We start from the raw sequence: 17,441 nt of genomic DNA on the forward strand, positions 1-17,441 counted from the left end.
ACCAGCGCTTCAAAGGCCCCATGGCCGGCGTAACGTTCGCGTTCTAATCGGCGAATCCGCCTAACGGCTCCGGCTCCGGCTCCGGCTCCGGCTCCGGCTCCGGCTGCGGCTGCGGCTGCCGTTGCCGTTGCCGTTGCCCCGGCATTGAAGCCCAAAAGCCCCGCACTCACACGACCAACCGTAGACCCGAAGGGCGGCGCGCAGGACGCGCGCCGTTTTTCGAATGGACAGGGATGTCCATTCGAAAAATCCCCGCGCCAGCTCCGAACCCGCAGGGGAGGTTTGGTCACGCTAGCCCTTCTCTTTGGTTACTTTCTCTTGGGCTAGCAAGAGAAAGTGACCCGCATGCGCAGCAGGCGGAAGCTGTTGACCTTCGGACCTAGCCGACGAAGCAACAGCAAAAGCAAATCCTCCCCAACCCTCCTTTTTCAAAGGAGGGAGCTAGAAGCAACGGCAAGTGACCCGCATGCGCAGCAGGCGGAAGCCCTTGACCTTCGGTCTGAAAAGACGAAAGCGAAACAACAGCAAATCCTCCCCAACCCGCCCGGCCAGCAGGCATAGCCTGCCGGCGTTCACCCGTGCACGAACCTGCGGTTCGTAAGCCGCACGGCTTCACCCTTTTTCAAAGGAGGGAGCTGAGAGCTAAGAGCTAAGAGCTAAGAGCTAAAGAACTAAAGAACTAGGAGCTAGGAGCAAGTGGTCGGCGTTCGGTCGTGTACGACGAACGACGCGAAGAGCAAGAGCCGTTGCGCCTGCGGCGCCGCCGCCCTCACCCCAGCCCTCTCCCGCAAGCGGAAGAGGGAACGGATGGGCGCGATTACGCCTTCTTCTTCGGAATGTAGAGATCCGTGATCGTGCCCTCGTACACCTCCGCCGCCATCGCCACCGACTCGCTGAGCGTCGGATGCGGATGGATGGTGTGGCCGATGTCGGACGCCTCGCACCCCATCTCGATGGCCAAGGCCAACTCCGAGATCAGATCGCCCGCGTGCACGCCGACGATGCCGGCGCCGATCACCCGGTGCGTGGCCTCGTCGAAGATCAACTTGGTGAAACCCTCGCTGCGGCCCAGGCCCAGCGCGCGCGCGCTTGCGGCCCAGGGGAACTTGCCGACCCCGACCTTCAAGCCCTTGGCCTTGGCTTCGGTCTCGGTGACGCCGACCCAGGCGATTTCCGGATCGGTGTAAGCCACCGACGGAATCACCCGCGCGACCCATTCCTTCTTCTCGCCGGCGGCGACTTCGGCCGCGAGCTTGCCCTCGTGGGTGGCCTTGTGCGCGAGCATCGGATTACCGACCAAGTCGCCGATCGCGAAGATGTGCGGCACGTTGGTGCGCATCTGCCGATCGACCGGAATGAAGCCGCGCTCGGTGACCTGCACACCGGCCTTGTCGGCGTCGAGCTTGCCGCCGTTGGGCGCGCGGCCCACCGCGACCAGCACGCGATCGAACAGCTGCGCCTCCGGCGCGCTGCCGCCCGCGGTCGCGGGTTCGAACGACACCTTGATGCCCTGCTTGCTCGCCTCGGTGCCGGCGGCCTTGACCTTGAGATGCACGGCCACGCCCTGCTTCTTCAGGCGATCGGCCAGCGGCTTGACCAGGTCCGGATCCGCGCCCGGCATCAGCTGGTCCATGAACTCGACCACGGTGACTTCGCTGCCCAGGGCGCGATAGACCGTGGCCATTTCCAGGCCGATGATGCCGCCGCCGACGACCAGCAACTTCTTCGGCACCTCCGCCAGTTCCAGCGCGTCGGTGGAATCCATCACGCGCGGATCGTCCCAGGGGAAACCGGGCAGCTTCACCGCCTGCGAACCGGCGGCGATGATGCATTGCTCGAAACGGATCAGCTGGCTGCCGCCGTCGCCCTGCACTTCCAATTCGTTGGGCGAGACGAAACGGCCGGTGCCGGTGACCACGCGCACCTTGCGCTGCTTGGCCATGCCGGCCAGGCCCTTGGTGAACTGGCCGACCACCTTGTTCTGCTTGAAATCGCGCAGCTTGCCCAGGTCGATCTTGGGCGTGCCGAAATCCAGGCCGATGTCGGCCGAATGCGAGGTCTCGTCGATCAGCGCGGCCGCGTGCAGCAGGGCCTTGGACGGAATGCAGCCGACGTTGAGGCAGACGCCGCCGAGGGTGGCGTAGCGCTCGACCAGCACCGTATCCAGGCCCAGGTCGGCGGCGCGGAAGGCGGCGGTGTAGCCGCCGGGGCCGGAACCGAGCACCAGCATGCGGCATTCGACGTCGGCCTTGCGGCCGCTGGACGCGGCGGCGCTAGGCGCTGGCGTCGCGGGCGCGGCAGCCACAGTCGGCGCGCTCGGCGCGGGCGCGGCTTCGGCGGCCTTCGCCGGTGCAGGCGCGGCAGCGGCGGGCGCAGCCTTGGCCTCACTCTCGCCAGCGGCTTCCAGAACCGCGATCACCGTGCCTTCGGCGACTTTGTCGCCGAGCTTGACGCTGATCGACTTGACCACACCGTCGGCCGACGAGGGCACTTCCATCGTCGCCTTGTCCGACTCCAGCGTGACCAGGCCCTGGTCCTTCTTGACCGTGTCGCCGACGGCGACCAGCAACTCGATGACCGGTACGTCGTCGTAACCGCCGATGTCCGGGACTTTGACTTCAATCGTTGCCATTCGCTACTCCCGCGCCGGCGGCGGCATTGCCGGCCAGCCATTGGTCCAGTTCGTCCAGTTGCGCCGACAGTTCGGTCCAGCGGCGCGCGCGCCGCTCGTTGCCGTCGTCGGTCGCCTTGATCAACAGTTCGCTCTGCCGCATCAGCAGTTCGCCGGCGCCGCACTCGGGCAGCAGGCCGCTCACGCGCATGCCGTCGACCATGAACAGCAGGGTGTCCTCGTCGTGGAAGCTCGCGGCGCGGTCCTCGGGCACGGTCGCGCGCAGCGCGCGCCGCCAGTCGGCGACCATGCGCTTGGCCAGCGCGGCCGGCATCGGCACTTCGGCGACTTCCGGCTCCTGGTCCACGCGCATGCGCAGGGTGCCGCCGCTCCAGGACGCGACGCGGTCGTCGGCCTCGGCGTAGCGCAGGCGCCAATCGGCATCGCCCTCGCCCGGGATCAGCAGCAGGCCGCTCTCGGTGCTGTAGCGCGGCAGGGTGGTCAGGCTGAGCGTGGGCGTGGCGCCGGCCGCGAACAGGCGTTCGACCGCGCTGCCGTGGTTCTCGGTCGCCGGCGGCCAGCCGCGGCCCAGTTCGGGTTTGCACTCGTCGGCGGCGTACGCCAGTGGCGCGGCCAGCAACAGTGCGGTGATCGTTAACGCGAAGGCGGAAACAGAGAAGGCGCGGGAGTCGCTCATGGGGCCTGTCGGGATCCTGGGTCAGGGCGTGGTCGGGGGAATCACGGTGTTCTGGTCGTACACCAGGCGCCAGCCGTCGGACTCCTTGGCGAACACCAGGCTGAGCCAGGCGCTGCGTCGGGTCTGATAGGCGCCGTCGGGCTGCCGGGTCTGCGATTCGTACTTCACCAACGCGACCCCGACGTCGCCGAGCTCGCGCACCGAATGGATCTGGAAGCGCATGCGCCAGTCCTGCTCGGCGAACCAGTCGACATGCAACTGGCGGAACTGCTCGCGGGTGTCGAGCACCTGACCGTTAGGCAGGATCAGGGTGAGCTTATCGCCGCGAGTGACCGTCGCCAGCAGGGCGTCCAAGTCGCGCGCGTTGATCGCCGCCAGGTGCGCGTCCAAGGTCGCCTGCAGGTTGCGCGGCGGCGGCGCATCGGCGGCCGAGGCCGCCGTCGCCCACAGGCCGACGGCAAGCAACAGCCCGATCGCGCAGTGGCGAAGTCGGATCGGCATGATCGCGCCCGGCGCCGCGCGGCCGCTTACAGCAGCACGCGCCGCATATCGCCCAGCAGCTGGCCGAGGTATGCGGTGAAGCGCGCGGCGGCGGCGCCGTCGATGACGCGGTGGTCGTAGGACAGCGACAGCGGCAGGATCAGGCGCGGCGCGAACTGCTTGCCGTCCCAGACCGGCTTGGTCGCCGACTTCGACACGCCCAGGATCGCGACTTCCGGCGCGTTGACGATCGGGGTGAACGCGGTGCCGCCGATGCCGCCCAGCGAGCTGATCGAGAAGCAGCCGCCGCTCATGTCGGCCGGGCCGAGCTTGCCTTCGCGCGCCTTGGCCGCGAGTTCGCCGGTTTCCTTGGCGATCTGCAGCACGCCCTTCTTGTCGCAGTCGCGCACCACCGGCACGACCAGGCCGTTCGGGGTGTCGGCGGCGAAGCCGATGTGGAAGTACTTCTTCAAGGTCAGGTTCTCGCCCGAGGCGTCGAGCGAGGCGTTGAAGGTCGGGTACTTCTGCAGCGCGGCCACGCTGGCCTTCATCAGGAACGCGAGCATGGTCAGCTTGAGGCCGGCCTTCTCGTTCTCCTTGTTGAGCGCCACGCGCAGCGCTTCCAGGTCGGTGATGTCGGCGTCGTCGTGCTGGGTGACGTGCGGGATCATCGCCCAGTTGCGCGCCAGGTTGGCGCCGGACAGCTTCTGGATGCGCGACAGCGGCTTGGTTTCGGTCTCGCCGAACTTGCTGAAGTCGACCTTGGGCCAGGGCAGCAGGTTGAGGCCGCCGCCGAGCGCGGGCGCGGCGCCCGCGCCGGCCGGCGCGCCACCGCCGCCCTGCATCACGCCCTTGACGAAGGACTGCACGTCTTCCTTGGAGATGCGGCCGCCGCGCGCGCTGCCGGCGACGCGGCCCAGGTCGACACCGAGCTCGCGCGCGAACAGGCGCACCGCCGGGCTGGCGTAGGGCACCTTGTCCGGCAGCAGTTCGTCGGCAGTGAAGGCCACCGGCGGAGTACGCGGCGGCATGGCTTCGGGATCGGTGCCGGCACCGGCGCCGGCCAGGGCGACCGGCGCGGCGGGCGCAGCAGCGGCAGGTGCCGGAGCGGGCGCGGCAGCCGGCGCAGCCGCGGCCGCAGCCGGAGCGGCGGGCGCCTCGGCCTTGGGCGGCTCGGCCTTCGGCGCTTCGGCGGCGGCCGGCGTCGCGGCGGCGGCGCCCTCGCTGGGCTCGATCAGGGCGACCACGCTGCCTTCGGCCAGGTTGTCGCCGATCTTGACCTTGAGCTCGCGCACGATGCCGGCGAACGGCGCCGGGACTTCCATGGTCGCCTTGTCGGACTCCAGCGTGACCAGTCCCTGGTCCTGCTGGACCGTGTCGCCGACCGCGACCAGCAATTCGATGACGGGGACGCCGTCGTAGTCGCCGATGTCGGGGACGCGTGCTTCCTTCAGCTCAGCCATGATCGTGGGGCTCCGCAAATGCGCGAAAACCCTATTGTGGCTGCTGGAGCCAGCCACGCCAACCGCGGCCTTTGGCGGCTTGCGCGTACGGGCGGGTACTGGGGCCGCGCGGGCGCGCGGCCCGGTCGGGGCCAGGCGGGCGCGACCGCGGCATTCGTGCCGAAAGGCAGTGCCGCAGGCGCGTCGAGGCCCGCCGCGCTTACTTCCTGGTCGTGACCTTGCTCCGCTCGGCCTTCGCGGTCATCAGATTCAAGGGCTTGCCGTCGAGGCGGACTTCCAGCGAATCGTCGATCCGATCCAGCTCGACCATGCGCCGGCACAGGCTCTCGGCGCGCACTTCCAGGGCGTCGGCGCGCGGCTTGACCTTGGCCTCGACCTGCGCGTCCAGGTTCTCCAGGCGCTTGAGCCGGGTCTCGTCGCCGCTGAAGGCCGCGCCGATCGCGCCGCCGACGATGTCGCCGATCAGGCTGGGGATCACCTCGGCCACGGCGTCGCCGATGCCCTCGCCCAGGTCGTCGCCGTTGAAATGGGTCGGCGTGACCGAGCGCGCCAGGCGTGCGTCGATCTGGGCGCGCGCCTTGTCCATCTTGGCGCGCGCGGTCTTGGGATCGCTGCTGAAGCTGGCCGCGACCTCGCCCAGGGCGGTGAACGCGATCTCGGCGGCCTCGCGCCCGATCTGCTGGGCCTCGGGCATGGCGGCGCGGGTCTGCTGTTCGAAATCGGCGATGCGGCGGCTGTCGGCCGCGCTCAGGCTCAGCCACTTGTCGTCCACGAACAGCCGGCCCTGGCGCATCACGATCGCCTTGGGGGTGCCGGTGTCGCGGGTGAAGATCACGCTGCGCTCGTTGAGGGTCAGCTCGTAGTCGCTCTCGACGTTGCACTCGATCTCCGCGGCCCAGGCGCCGCCGCAGGACAAGGCCAGCAGGGTCAGCGCCAGCAGACGCGGCGCGAGGGAACGGGCGGGACGGATCTGGGCAGGGCGGCGCATCGTCGAACTCCATGTCGGGATGCGGCCATCATGCCGTGCGCGCGGCGGCGCGTCCCCTGCCGGTGGGGAGCGTGACCTTCGTCATGGCGCGGCGCAGCGGCGCCGCGACAAACGGCAGCGTTCATGGTCGGTTGCAAAGCGCCGCGCGCCGCGATTTCAAGACGATCATCGGTATGCGCGTGAGCGACGGCCTCCATACGGTTCGCGCTTCGGCCGATATTCAGCATCGCCGCGCGCCGCGACTCCTTTCCATACGCAGCCCGCTGCGATGCGGTTTGCGCACAGCCGCGCCATGACCAGCGCAGCGTTCGCGGCGTGCTCGTTCAGCCAGGAAGCGGCGCGCTCGGCGCGCCCTTTCAAGCTCGGTTCATCACTGCGGGCACCGCCGCGCGACGGCGATCGCGACGCCGCGCGCGCAAAAGTTCCGAGCCGCGCGCTCGCGAAACAAGCACGGTTCATGCGCGAAGTCCTAGCCTGCGCACGCCTCCCCCAAGGCTCACAAAAGAAACTTAAGGAGTCCACGCCATGATGCGTTTTCGTCATTTGACCCTCGCCCTGCTGGGCACCCTGGCCGTTGCCCCGGCCGCCTTCGCTCAGGACGCCGACACCGGCACCGCGGCGGGCAAGCGTTTCGCCGTCGTCGGCGGCTACGCCCTGTCCGAGCCGACCAAGAACCCGTCGATCGCCGGCGCCCGCGCCCAGGCCGACGGCGATGGCGCCGCCACCCTCAGCGCCAGCTACTACATCACCGACAACATCGCGGTCGAAGCCTGGGGCGCGGCCGACAAGTTCGGTCACCGCGTCAACCTCAACGGCGCCAAGGCCGGCAGCGTCGATGCGCAGCCCTACGCCGTGAGCGGCCAGTACCACTTCGGCGCGCCGGACAAGGTCGTGCGTCCGTTCGTGGGCCTGGGCTACTACGAGTCCAACTACAGCGGCGAGAAGGCCGAGCCGACCGGCGCATTGGCCGGCCAGCGCATCGGCGTGGAAACCGCCAAGGGCGCGATGGCCACCGCCGGCGTCGACCTCAACATCAACCCGACCTGGTTCGCGCGCGCCGACGTGCGCTACCTGCAGGGCAAGTCCGACGCACGCGTCAACGGTGTCAAGGTCGGCGAGGCCGAGTTGAACCCGGTGGTCCTGGGTGTCGGCCTGGGTGCGCGCTTCTAAGACCAGCGCGGCAACACGCAGCGACAACAGGCGGGCCCCGGCGACGGGGCCCGCCCTTTTTGTGCGTCGCCGTCGGTTCCGATCCACGCCCGCCGCGCGCCGGCGCCGAATCCGGCGCTGGCGCACTGCTGCGCGCGCGCGCGCGTGGCTACACTCGCAGCTTCCGCCCCAGCCGAGTGCCGCCATGCGTCTACCCGTCCTGCTTGCCCTGCTGCTGCTCGCGCTGCCCGGCGCCGAGGCGCTTGCGAACGAAGCGCCTGCCGCGCCCAAGCGCATCGCGCTGCGCGCCGCGCGCCTGATCGACACCGCCCACCAGCGCGTGATCGAGCGGCCGCTGGTGCTGATCGAGGGCGAGAAGATCGTCGGCGTATCCGGCGGCGGCGAGGCGCCGGCCGGGATGGAGCTGATCGACCTGGGGTCTGCCACTCTGCTGCCGGGTTTCATCGATCTGCACGTGCACATCACCGGCGACTCCACCAGCGGCACCGGCAACTACTTCGAGGACATCCTCAAGCGCAGCCCGATCGACGATGCGGTGACCGCGCACCTCTACGCCGAACGCACCCTGCATGCAGGCTTCACCACCGTGCGCAACGTCGGCTCGGCCGAATACATCGACGTCGCCCTGGCGCGCGCGATCGAGCGCGGCCGGCTGCAGGGCCCGCGGATCCTGCCCTCGGGCCTGGCGATCGGCGCCACCGGCGGCCACATCGACGGCAACACCGGCTTCTCGCCCTATCTGGAATTCCACAACGCCACCGGCGTCGCCGACGGCGTCGAGGCGGTGCGCGCCAAGGTCCGCGACAACGTCAAGCACGGCGCCGAAGTGATCAAGTTCATGGCCGGCGCCGGCGTGCTCAGCGCCGAGGCCTCGGTGGGCGCGCCGCAGTACACCCAGGAAGAGATGAACGCGATCGTCGACGAGTCGCACCGCTGGGGCAAGCGCGTGGCCGCGCACGCGCACGGCGCCGAGGCGATCCGCATGGCGATCCTGGCCGGCGTCGACTCGGTCGAGCACGCCAGTTTCATCGACGACGAAGGCCTGCGCCTGGCCAAGCAGAAAGGCACCTGGCTGGTCATGGACGTCTACAACGACGACTACATCCTGGCCGAGTACTCGCGCCTGGGCTTCCCGCAGCAGATGATCGACAAGGAGAAGCTGGTCGGTCGCACCCAGCGCGAGAATTTCCGCAAGGCCGTGCACGCGGGCGCGCGCATGGGCTTCGGCACCGACGCCGGCGTCTATCCGCACGGCGACAACCGCAAGCAGTTCCCCAAGATGGTCGAATGGGGCATGACGCCGATGCAGGCGCTGCGCGCGGCGACCTCGGACGCGGCCGAGCTGCTGGGCTGGTCGGACAAGGTCGGCGCGGTCGAAGCCGGCCGCTACGCCGATCTGGTCGCGGTGAGCGGCGATCCGCTCGCCGACATCCACGCCCTGGACGCGCAGCCGCTGTTCGTGATGAAAGGCGGCGAGGTGGTGGTGCGGGATGCGAAGGCGGTGGCGCCGTAGGGCGCAAGCACTAAAGACAAATCCCCTAAACCCCTTTCCAAACGGGGAACGACATACGACCGAGGGCACGCTTGTCTTCCCCCTTTGCAAAAGGGGGATCGAGGGGGATTTGCTGTGCCGCCAGTTAACCCTTGCGACTCGCTTCGTACATCGCGATGTACTGCTCCACCGAGGTCGACGCGATGATCGTGCCGACCTCGTCCGACAGTAGGCCGTCCAGCGACTTGAAGCGCAGACAGCTCTTGCCCATGTCGAGCTTGAGACCGGCGCGCGCATAGGCCTCGCGCAGGCGCCGCTCGCGCTCGGAGTCGGCGTAGACGCAGTTGAGGTACAGGGAGTAGGCGTTCTTCTGCGCCGCCAACGCGGCGTAGCACAGCGGTTGCCCGTTGTAGGTCTTGGGGTAGCGCGCGAGCGGAATGTTCCAGGCGATCATGCCGTAGGACATCTCCTCGACATAGCCCGGCGGCAGATGCGCCTTGACCAGGTCGCGTACGGCCGCGACCACGGCGCGTCGTTCGGGCGCGAGTTCGGCCAAGTAGGCCGCAACCGTCTTGGCGGCGCTGCTGGCCATCAGCCCGGCCTCCGCGGTCGCGAACCTGACAACGGGGCATCGCTGAGCGTAGCGGGATCGTGGCGCATGGCGGCGTTCGGTGCGGGACTATGGCGGACGCTACGCCGATCGCGCCGCGCCGTCATGGCGCGGCGCGGCGAAAGCTGGCGGCAGGCGCGCCCCCCATCCCCGCGCCTGCCGCCAATGACTCTCCGCGACCTCAGTCGCCGATGATGCGCAAGCCGAAGTAGAGCGAGGCCGATTCCACGTACTGCGCGTTGCCGCTGATGTTCATGCGCACGGTGGTGGGCTTCTTGAAGAATTCCTTGATCTGGGCGTCGCTGAGGCCGTAGGTGTCGGCCAGCGACTTGCGGCTGATGAAGCCGGCGATGCACACCGCCGAGTCGCGCGAGCGTTCGGTGAACGCCACGCCCGCCGCCAGCGGCACCTCGAACATTTCCGACGAGGTCATGCCGGTCAGCAGCTTGCCGTTGAACGGCAGGCCCGTGGTCGGGTCGATCAGGCCGGGCGTGGCCAGGACCGGATTCTCGATGGTCAGCGTCGGCGAATAGCGGAAGCGCGCCAGTACCGGGTTCGCGGTCGGATTGGCGTAGCGCACGGTCAGCACCGGCGAAAACCAGTAGCACAGCAGCGACTGGGTGGACTTGCCCGGCAGTGTGATGTGGCCCAGATCCTCGAACGCGAACGAGGTGAATGCCGGCGCCGGATTGAGCACCTGGCAGCCCGCATCCGGGTCGGTGCCCGGGCAAGTGTCGGTGAGTTCGACCGCCATATCGGCCAAACCCAGCCAGCGCAGATTGCGGCCGAAGGAGTCGCTGTCGCCGACGTCCTCGTCGGTAACGGCTGCGCCCGCGATCGAGATCGGCGCGGCGGCCTTGGCGGCGCTGAGCGAGAGCTTGCGTTGACGGCTGCCGGCGGGAATATCCGCGCCCTGCTTCACCGGTTCCAATACGACTTGATCGCCCGGGCGCTGATAGGCCCATACCGTCGCGGCCGCCACCGCGCTGAGGAGCAGCAGCGCGACCGCTGCGCGCTTGCCGGTGACGGAGTTCGTCCTGAACGTTTTCATCGAGCCTGCCTGTGTGTGGAGACAGACAGGCAAACGCGATACCGGGCTGGGCCCGGCCAGAGCCCGATTCAGGGATGTTCGGATTCGGCGTGCACGCGCTCGCGACGCAGCAGGTACAGGCCGCTGGCGACGATGATCGCCGCGCCCACCCAGGTGATCGCGTCCGGCAGCACGCCCCACAGGCTGAGGTCGAGCAGCACGCCCCAGACCAGAGCCGTGTATTCCAACGGCGCGATCAGCGAGGCCTCGCCGAGACGGAAGGCTTCGGTGATCGCGTACTGGCCGAGACCGCCGGCGACGCCGACGCCCAGGATCAGCCACAGATCCGCGCCGCGGATCGCGACCCAATCCGGCCAGGCCAGCGCGCCGGCACCGATCGCGAGCATCGCCATCAGCCACACCATCATCGCCTGGGTGCTGTCGGTACGCGCCAGCAGGCGCACGGTGATCGCGCTGATCGCATAGGCCAAGGCGGCGCCCAGCACCGCCAACGAAGCCAGGCTGAGCATGCCCTCGCCGGTGGGGCGCAGCAGCACCAGCACGCCGATCAGACCGACCGCGATCGCGATCCAGCGACGCGGGCCGACGCGTTCGCCCAGCAAGGGCACCGACATCGCGGTGATCAGCAGCGGCGCGACGAAGAAGATCGAGTACGCGGTGGACAGCGGCAGGGTGCGCAGCGCGTACACGAAGGCCGCCATCATGCCGATGCCGAGCACGCCGCGCAGCAGATGCAGGGACCAGCGCACGCGCAGCAGCGCCGCCGGCCCCACCGTGGCCAGCGCCCAGGCCAGCACGAACGGCAGCGAGGCTGCGCCGCGCAAGGACGCCACCTGGAACGGCGGGTAGCGCGCGCTGAGCAGCTTGAGTCCGGCGTCCATCACCGCGAACAGGCCGACCGCGGCCAGCATGCTCAAGGCCGCGCGGGTCTGGCGCTTGCGATCGGCGCTCATGCGGCCGCGTCGCCGCGTACGGCGTTGGAAGGGAAGTCGGGCGTCATGTCCGCGGCCGGGGGAGGCGAACGCCCATCTTGCCGGCAATCGCGGCCGGCGTCATGGCCCGATCAGGCCAAGCGTCGACAACGCCGGCGCAATCCGAACGCGTAGCTCAGGTAGTAGCCCAGCATCATGCCGCCGACCGCGAGCAGGCTGCCCTGGCGCGACAACCAGGCGTCGCGCGCGTCCTGCTGCCCCCACAAGTGCAACGCCTGCACCAGGCCGAAGCCCAGGCGCGCGGCGACGATCAGGGTCAGCGCCAGCACCAGCCAGCGATTGGGCGTGTAGTACAGGCCGCCGGGCTCGGGCTCGAACCGGGTCAGGGCCAGCCCGGTCACGCCCAGCAACAGACCCAGCGCCACGCCGACCGCGGCGTAGACGCTGGCGTCGGCGATCCAGTGACCGACGATCCAGGCGCTGAGAAAGAACAGCAGCAGCGAGGCGAAGGTCGCCACCAGGTTCAGGGAAATCGTCCAAGCGATCGCGCGCCGGCGCGACTTGCCGTAGCGATAGCGCTGGATCAGCGCCACCGGCAGCAGCAAGGCCCCGAGCAGCATCATGAGCAGGACGAGCAGCGGGATCAGCAGCAGTTGCATGCGGCCAGCTTAGACGATGGCGCGGGGCGGGGCGCGCGACCGCAGGCGCCGCCGCTCCATTGCGGGAGCGGCTCCCCCCAGACAGCGAAGCGAACCCGCCGCAGTCGCGATCAGGCCGCGTTTTCCAGGCTGGCGATGTCGATCACGAAGCGGTAGCGCACATCGCCCTTGATCATGCGCTCGTAAGCCTCGTTGATCCGGGCGATGTCGATCAGCTCGATATCCGAGGCCACGCCGTGCTCGGCGCAGAAATCCAGCATTTCCTGGGTCTCGGCGATGCCGCCGATCATCGAACCGGCCAGACGCCGGCGCTTGGAGATCAGCATGCCCGCCGCGACCGGCGCCGGGGTTTCCGGGATGCCCAGCAGCACCATGGTGCCGTCGACCTTCAGCAGCGACAGGTAGGCGTTGTAGTCGTGCTCGCCCGACACCGAGTCGATGATGAAGTCGAAGGATCGCGACAGCCGCTTGAACACCGCCGGATCGCGGGTGGCGGCGAAGTCCTGCGCCCCCAGCGCCAGCGCGGCCTCGCGCTTGGACTCCGAGGTGCTCAGCACCGTGACCTGCGCGCCCATCGCCGCCGCCAGCTTGACCGCCATGTGGCCCAGGCCGCCCAGGCCGACCACCGCCACCCGGTCGCCGGCCTTGACGCCGTAGTGCTTGAGCGGCGAATAGGTGGTGATGCCCGCGCACAGCAGCGGTGCGGCGCGGTCCAGCGGGATCGAGGCGGGAATCCGCAACACGTAGTCCTGATCGACCGTGATCCGGGTCGAGTAGCCGCCGTAGGTGGGCGCGCCGCCGGTGCGTTCGCGCGAGTTGTAGGTGCCGGTCATGCCCTGGTCGCAGTACTGCTCCAGGCCGTCGCGGCATTGCGGGCATTCGCGGCAGGAATCGACGAAACAGCCCACCCCGACGGCGTCGCCGACCTGGAACTTGTCGACGCCGGCGCCGATCCGGGCGACGCGGCCGACGATCTCGTGGCCCGGCACCATCGGAAAGATGGAGCCGCCCCACTCGTCGCGTGCCTGGTGGATGTCGGAATGGCAGACGCCGCAATACAGGATGTCGATCAGGACCTCGTTCTGACCGGGCTCGCGGCGCTCGATCGAGTGCGGGGCCAGCGGCGACTGGGCGCTGGCGGCGGCGTAGGCGGCGGTCTTGAGCATGTGCGGGGTCCGGTGGCTGAGCAAGGCCCTCAGTTTAGCCAGGCCCGCGTGGGCCCGCCGTCAATGCGCGCGCAACGCTACGTGCCGCGGCTGCGCGCCTGCGCTACCCTTTACCTCCCCACCCGCAGCACCGATCCGGATACCGCCATGCCTTCCTTCGACGTCGTCTCCGAAGTCGACACCCACGAACTCACCAATGCCGTCGACCAGGCCAATCGCGAGCTGTCCACCCGCTTCGATTTCAAGGGCGTGGAGGCCAAGTTCGAGCTCGACGACAAGTTCATCAACCAGTCCGCGCCCAGCGAGTTCCAGCTCAAGCAGATGCAGGACATCCTGCGCGCGCGCCTGATCGCGCGCGGCATCGACGGCCGCTGCCTGGAATTCGGCGACATCGAGACCAATCTGGCCGGCGCGCGCCAGAAGATCACCGTGCAACAGGGCATCGAGCAGAAGCTGGCCAAGAAGATCGTGGCCGCGATCAAGGACGCCAAGCTCAAGGTCGAAGCCCAGATCAACGGCGACAAGCTGCGCGTCAACGGCAAGAAGCGCGACGACCTGCAGACCGCGATCGCCCTGCTCAAGGCCAGCGAGTTCGAGCGCCCGCTGCAGTTCGAAAATTTCCGCGACTGAGCCCCAGGCCATGGACGCCGAAGCCGAACCTATCGTCGCCACCCGTCGCTGGCTGGAACGGGCGGTGATCGGGCTGAATCTGTGCCCGTTCGCCAAGGCGGTGGTGGCCAAGGACCAGGTCCGTTACGTGCTCAGCGAGGCGACCACGCCCGAAGCCCTGCTGGAGGAGCTGGCCTACGAACTGGTCCGGCTGCAGCAGACCGAGCCCGACGAGGTCGACACCACCTTGCTGATCCATCCGCGCGTGCTCACGGATTTCCTGGACTACAACGATTTCCTCGACACCGCCGACGCCGCGGTCGAGGCGCTGGAGCTGGACGGCGAGATCCAGGTCGCCAGCTTCCATCCGGACTACCAGTTCGCCGACACCGCCTACGACGAGGTCGGCAACTGCAGCAACCGCTCGCCCTATCCGATGCTGCACCTGCTGCGCGAGGCCAGCGTCGAACGCGCGGTGGTCGCGTTCCCGGATCCGGAGGTGATCGTGGAGCGCAATCTGGAGACCTTGGAGAAGCTCGGCATCGAGGGCTGGCGCAAGTTGTTGTCGCCTTAAGACCGGACCGCTCCTGCCATCGACCCTCCGCTTTGGGGCTAGGAGGGATTTGCTGTTCGCTGTTGCTATTCGAGCAGAAGCAAATCCCCCCTAGCCCCCCTTTTTCAAAGGGGGGATGCGACATGGAGGGTCTGCAAACGTTGTTGCGTGCCCCGAGCCCAGGCCGTTCCTGCGCCTGGTCCCCCTCTTTGAAAAAGAGGGGTTAGGGGAGATTTGCTGTTCGCCGTTGCTACTCAGGCAGTAGCCAATCGCCCTAGCCTCCATTTCAAAGGAGCAGGGAATCACGCCCGCCCCCTAGAGGCCCGCCAGCGCCTCATCGCGCAGCCACGGCGCCAGCAAGTCGTGGGCTTCGCCCATGTTGGCGACGATGCGATGGCCCAGCGCGCGCACCTCGGCGCTGGGCGCGACCAGGTCCGGAATGTGGATCGGGGTCATGCCGGCGGCCAGCGCCGCGCGCACGCCGGCCGGCGAGTCCTCCAGCACCACGCAGCCTGCCGGGTCCACGCCCAGGCGCTGCGCCGCCAGCAGGTAAATGTCCGGCGCGGGCTTGGGATGCGCGACCTCGTCGCCGCCGACCACCAGCGCGAAATGCGCGAGCAGGCCGGCGCGCTCCAGCTTGTACAGCGCGCGCGGCCGGCGCGTGGAGGTCACCACCGCGGTCGCCATGCCTTGCGCGGCCAGGCGGTCCAGCAAGTCGATCAGGCCCGGCTTCACGGGCAGCCCGGCATCGACGCGCACGTCGTACAAGGCCTGCATCGTGCGCAGCAGCGCCTGCACCTGCGCCTCGTCCAGGCGCGTGCGCAACAGGTCGTGGCAGGCGCTGTCGTGCAAACCGACCATCGACAGCCACAAGCCATCTTCCAGGTCGTAGCCCAAATCCTGCGCGGCCTGGCGCCAGCACTCCAGCAACGCCGCTTCGCTTTCGATCATGGTGCCGTCCATGTCGAACAGCACCGCGGCGGGAAGGAACTCGAGCGCGGCGGCGCGCGCGGTGTCGGTCAGCATCTTGGGTCCTGCAGGATGTCGGCCCGCGACGACAGCCGCGGGCGGTGAACGGCGGCGGCCGGTTCAACCGCCAAACAATCGCTCCAGATCGGCCGCGTCCAGCGCGCGCCATTGCCCGGACGGCAATTCGTCCAGGCCCAGGCCGCCGATGCGGCTGCGATGCAGCGCTTCGACGTGATTGCCGACCGCGGCGAACATGCGCCGCACCTGGTGATAACGACCTTCGGTCAGCACCAGCCGGGCCTGGCGCGGCGTCAGCGTTTCCAGCGTCGCCGGCGCCAGCGGCGTCTTTTCCGACTCCAGCATCAACGTGCCGCTGGCGAAGGTCGCCGCTTCGTCGCCGCGCAGATCGGCGGCGAGGCTGGCCTCGTAGACCTTAGCCAGGTTGGCCTTGGGCGAGACGATGCGATGCAGCAGGCCGCCGTCGTCGGTGAGCAGCAACAGACCGCTGGTGTCGCGGTCCAGGCGCCCGACCGTGGACAACAGCGGCGAGCGCAGACGGAAGCGCGGCGGCAGCAGGTCGTAGACGATGCGGCCGGGGTCCTTGGTCGAACAGGTGTAACCAACCGGCTTGTGCAGCATCAGCACCAGACCCGCGGGCGGATCCAGCGGCGCGCCGTCGATGCGGATGCGCTCATGGCCGACCTGATCGTCGGCATACAGCACTTCGCCTTCCGGGTCGGTGATGCGGCCTTCGCGGAACATCGCCGCGACTTCCTTGCGGCTGCCGTAACCCAGATTGCCGATCAACTTGACCAGCTTCATGCGCGCCCCGCCCGGCCGCGCGCGGGCGCGGCCTCTTTGATCGCCTCGACGATCTTGAAACCGCCCTGCTGGGCGACCGTGCGCACCTGCGCGAATCCGGTCTCCAGCGCGCCCTCGTAGGGCAGATGGCGATTGGCGACCAGCCACAGCCGGCCGCCGGGATTGAGCGCCTGCGCCGCGACCTCGATGAAGCGGCGGCCGATGTCGGGGCGTTCGGCGCGGCCCTGGGCGTGGAACGGCGGATTGCTGACGATCACGTCGTAGCGCGCGTCGACGCCGGCGGTCACGTCCTGCCAGCGATAGTCCAGCGCGACCTCGCGCGCCGAGGCCGGCAAGCGATCAGCGGCCAGGTTCACCCGCGCCAGATCCAGCGCGCGCGCTTCGGCTTCGTACAGATCCACCGCGACGATGCGCGGACAACGCGCGAGCAGTTCGGCGGCGAGATAGCCGTAGCCCGCGCCGAAATCGGCCGCGCGCCCGGCCAGATCCGCCGGCAGATGCGCGGCCAGCAGCGCCGAGGCCGGATCGATGCGGTCCCAGGCGAACACGCCCGGCCGGCTCTGGAAACGTCCGCCCAGGATCGGCCGGATCGCGTCCAGGCCCTGCCATTGCGCGGCCAGCGCCGCGTCGGCGGGACCGTCCAGCGGCGCGCTCCAGAACACCCGGCATTTGTTCTTGGACAACTGCCCGACCGGGCCGACCAGCTTGCCCAGATCGGTCTCGCCCGAACGCGCGCCTTCGTCGTTGCTCATGCAGGCGACCACGCGCCCGCCCGGCGCGGTGCGCGCGAGCGCGCGCGCCATCAGCGCGCGCGCCTCGTCGCGCTGGCGCGGCGGCAGCATCAGCACCAGCGGGTAACGACGCATGCCGTCGTCCTCGTCCAGGCTCAGGCCCGAGCGCCGCAGCGCCTCGGCCTGCGGCTTGAAGCTTTGCTCGCAGACCAGGCCGGGGCGCGGCTGCGCATGCAGCGACCAACCGTCGCGCGCGCGCAGGAACAGCGCTCCCCCCTGTGCAGGCCAGCTCAACCGGCCTTCGGCGAACGGCAGGAACAGGGTTTCGAGGGCGTTATCGGGTGCGTCAGCGCGCACGGCAGGGTCGAATGCGGATCATCCGATTCATTTTACCTGTCGCAGCGCGCGGACGCCCGTGCCGGCCACTGCGCCGCCTTC

General features: G+C 69.0%; 18 protein-coding genes. 5 read left to right on the forward strand and 13 right to left on the reverse strand.

Annotation, left to right across the window (positions count from 1 at the left end; all coding sequences use genetic code 11):
• Positions 1-817: 817 nt before the first annotated feature.
• The 5 genes from lpdA to BMZ45_RS17285 form a co-directional block, all read right to left on the reverse strand.
• Positions 818-2,632: a dihydrolipoyl dehydrogenase gene (gene lpdA, locus BMZ45_RS17265; protein WP_091637788.1), complete on the reverse strand. Its 1,815-nt coding sequence runs from the start codon at positions 2,630-2,632 to the stop codon at positions 818-820.
• Positions 2,619-3,308, reverse strand: coding sequence for a hypothetical protein (locus BMZ45_RS17270; protein ID WP_254776683.1), 690 nt, complete (start codon positions 3,306-3,308; stop codon positions 2,619-2,621). Before BMZ45_RS17270 ends, lpdA begins: the two co-directional genes overlap by 14 nt.
• Positions 3,309-3,329: 21 nt before the next feature.
• Positions 3,330-3,809: a YybH family protein gene (locus BMZ45_RS17275; protein WP_091637789.1), complete on the reverse strand. Its 480-nt coding sequence runs from the start codon at positions 3,807-3,809 to the stop codon at positions 3,330-3,332.
• A 26-nt stretch (positions 3,810-3,835) separates the two neighbouring features.
• Positions 3,836-5,251 (reverse strand): dihydrolipoyllysine-residue acetyltransferase, encoded by a 1,416-nt coding sequence (locus BMZ45_RS17280; RefSeq protein ID WP_091637790.1) that lies wholly within the window; start codon positions 5,249-5,251, stop codon positions 3,836-3,838.
• A gap of 199 nt (positions 5,252-5,450) precedes the next feature.
• Positions 5,451-6,239, reverse strand: coding sequence for a DUF2884 family protein (locus BMZ45_RS17285; protein WP_091637791.1), 789 nt, complete (start codon positions 6,237-6,239; stop codon positions 5,451-5,453).
• A gap of 71 nt (positions 6,240-6,310) precedes the next feature.
• Between BMZ45_RS17285 and BMZ45_RS21365 the strand changes: the two genes are divergently transcribed.
• From BMZ45_RS21365 to BMZ45_RS17295, 3 genes are all read left to right on the forward strand, one after another.
• Positions 6,311-6,535 carry a hypothetical protein gene (locus BMZ45_RS21365; RefSeq protein ID WP_139215559.1) on the forward strand — a complete coding sequence of 75 codons (225 nt, stop codon included), beginning with the start codon at positions 6,311-6,313 and terminating at the stop codon, positions 6,533-6,535.
• 229 nt (positions 6,536-6,764) lie between these two features.
• A complete protein-coding gene (locus BMZ45_RS17290) occupies positions 6,765-7,409 on the forward strand; it encodes an OmpW/AlkL family protein (RefSeq protein ID WP_091637792.1) in 645 nt (214 codons plus the stop codon).
• A gap of 184 nt (positions 7,410-7,593) precedes the next feature.
• The gene (locus BMZ45_RS17295) at positions 7,594-8,922 is read left to right on the forward strand and encodes a Xaa-Pro dipeptidase (protein WP_091637793.1); all 1,329 of its coding nucleotides are present in this window, start codon (positions 7,594-7,596) and stop codon (positions 8,920-8,922) included.
• Positions 8,923-9,046: 124 nt separating this feature from the next.
• On the opposite strand, the gene BMZ45_RS17300 is transcribed toward BMZ45_RS17295, so the two are convergent.
• The 5 genes from BMZ45_RS17300 to BMZ45_RS17320 form a co-directional block, all read right to left on the reverse strand.
• Positions 9,047-9,493: a DUF1801 domain-containing protein gene (locus tag BMZ45_RS17300; protein WP_091637794.1), complete on the reverse strand. Its 447-nt coding sequence runs from the start codon at positions 9,491-9,493 to the stop codon at positions 9,047-9,049.
• A gap of 199 nt (positions 9,494-9,692) precedes the next feature.
• Entirely contained in the window at positions 9,693-10,562 is an 870-nt protein-coding gene (locus BMZ45_RS17305) for a hypothetical protein (protein WP_091637795.1), read from the reverse strand.
• 68 nt (positions 10,563-10,630) lie between these two features.
• Positions 10,631-11,515, reverse strand: a complete 885-nt coding sequence (locus BMZ45_RS17310) for a DMT family transporter (protein ID WP_091637796.1) — start codon at positions 11,513-11,515, stop codon at positions 10,631-10,633.
• 110 nt (positions 11,516-11,625) lie between these two features.
• Positions 11,626-12,153, reverse strand: coding sequence for a hypothetical protein (locus BMZ45_RS17315; RefSeq protein WP_091637797.1), 528 nt, complete (start codon positions 12,151-12,153; stop codon positions 11,626-11,628).
• Between the two features lie 110 nt (positions 12,154-12,263).
• Positions 12,264-13,319, reverse strand: coding sequence for an NAD(P)-dependent alcohol dehydrogenase (locus tag BMZ45_RS17320; RefSeq protein WP_091637798.1), 1,056 nt, complete (start codon positions 13,317-13,319; stop codon positions 12,264-12,266).
• 147 nt (positions 13,320-13,466) lie between these two features.
• On the opposite strand from BMZ45_RS17320, the gene BMZ45_RS17325 reads away from it, so the two are divergent.
• Positions 13,467-13,949 carry a YajQ family cyclic di-GMP-binding protein gene (locus BMZ45_RS17325; protein WP_056181266.1) on the forward strand — a complete coding sequence of 161 codons (483 nt, stop codon included), beginning with the start codon at positions 13,467-13,469 and terminating at the stop codon, positions 13,947-13,949.
• A gap of 10 nt (positions 13,950-13,959) precedes the next feature.
• Positions 13,960-14,502 (forward strand): DUF1415 domain-containing protein, encoded by a 543-nt coding sequence (locus tag BMZ45_RS17330; protein ID WP_091637799.1) that lies wholly within the window; start codon positions 13,960-13,962, stop codon positions 14,500-14,502.
• Positions 14,503-14,796: 294 nt separating this feature from the next.
• Here the strand turns inward: BMZ45_RS17330 and BMZ45_RS17335 are convergent, their stop codons facing one another.
• The 3 genes from BMZ45_RS17335 to BMZ45_RS17345 form a co-directional block, all read right to left on the reverse strand.
• Positions 14,797-15,507, reverse strand: a complete 711-nt coding sequence (locus BMZ45_RS17335; RefSeq protein WP_091637800.1) for an HAD family hydrolase — start codon at positions 15,505-15,507, stop codon at positions 14,797-14,799.
• 63 nt (positions 15,508-15,570) lie between these two features.
• A complete protein-coding gene (locus BMZ45_RS17340; RefSeq protein WP_091637801.1) occupies positions 15,571-16,272 on the reverse strand; it encodes a pseudouridine synthase in 702 nt (233 codons plus the stop codon).
• Positions 16,269-17,360: a class I SAM-dependent methyltransferase gene (locus BMZ45_RS17345; RefSeq protein ID WP_091637802.1), complete on the reverse strand. Its 1,092-nt coding sequence runs from the start codon at positions 17,358-17,360 to the stop codon at positions 16,269-16,271. Before BMZ45_RS17345 ends, BMZ45_RS17340 begins: the two co-directional genes overlap by 4 nt.
• Between the last annotated feature and the right edge of the window lie 81 nt (positions 17,361-17,441).

Origin of the sequence: Lysobacter sp. cf310, from assembly GCF_900114355.1 — a bacterium.
Taxonomy (GTDB): domain Bacteria; phylum Pseudomonadota; class Gammaproteobacteria; order Xanthomonadales; family Xanthomonadaceae; genus Lysobacter.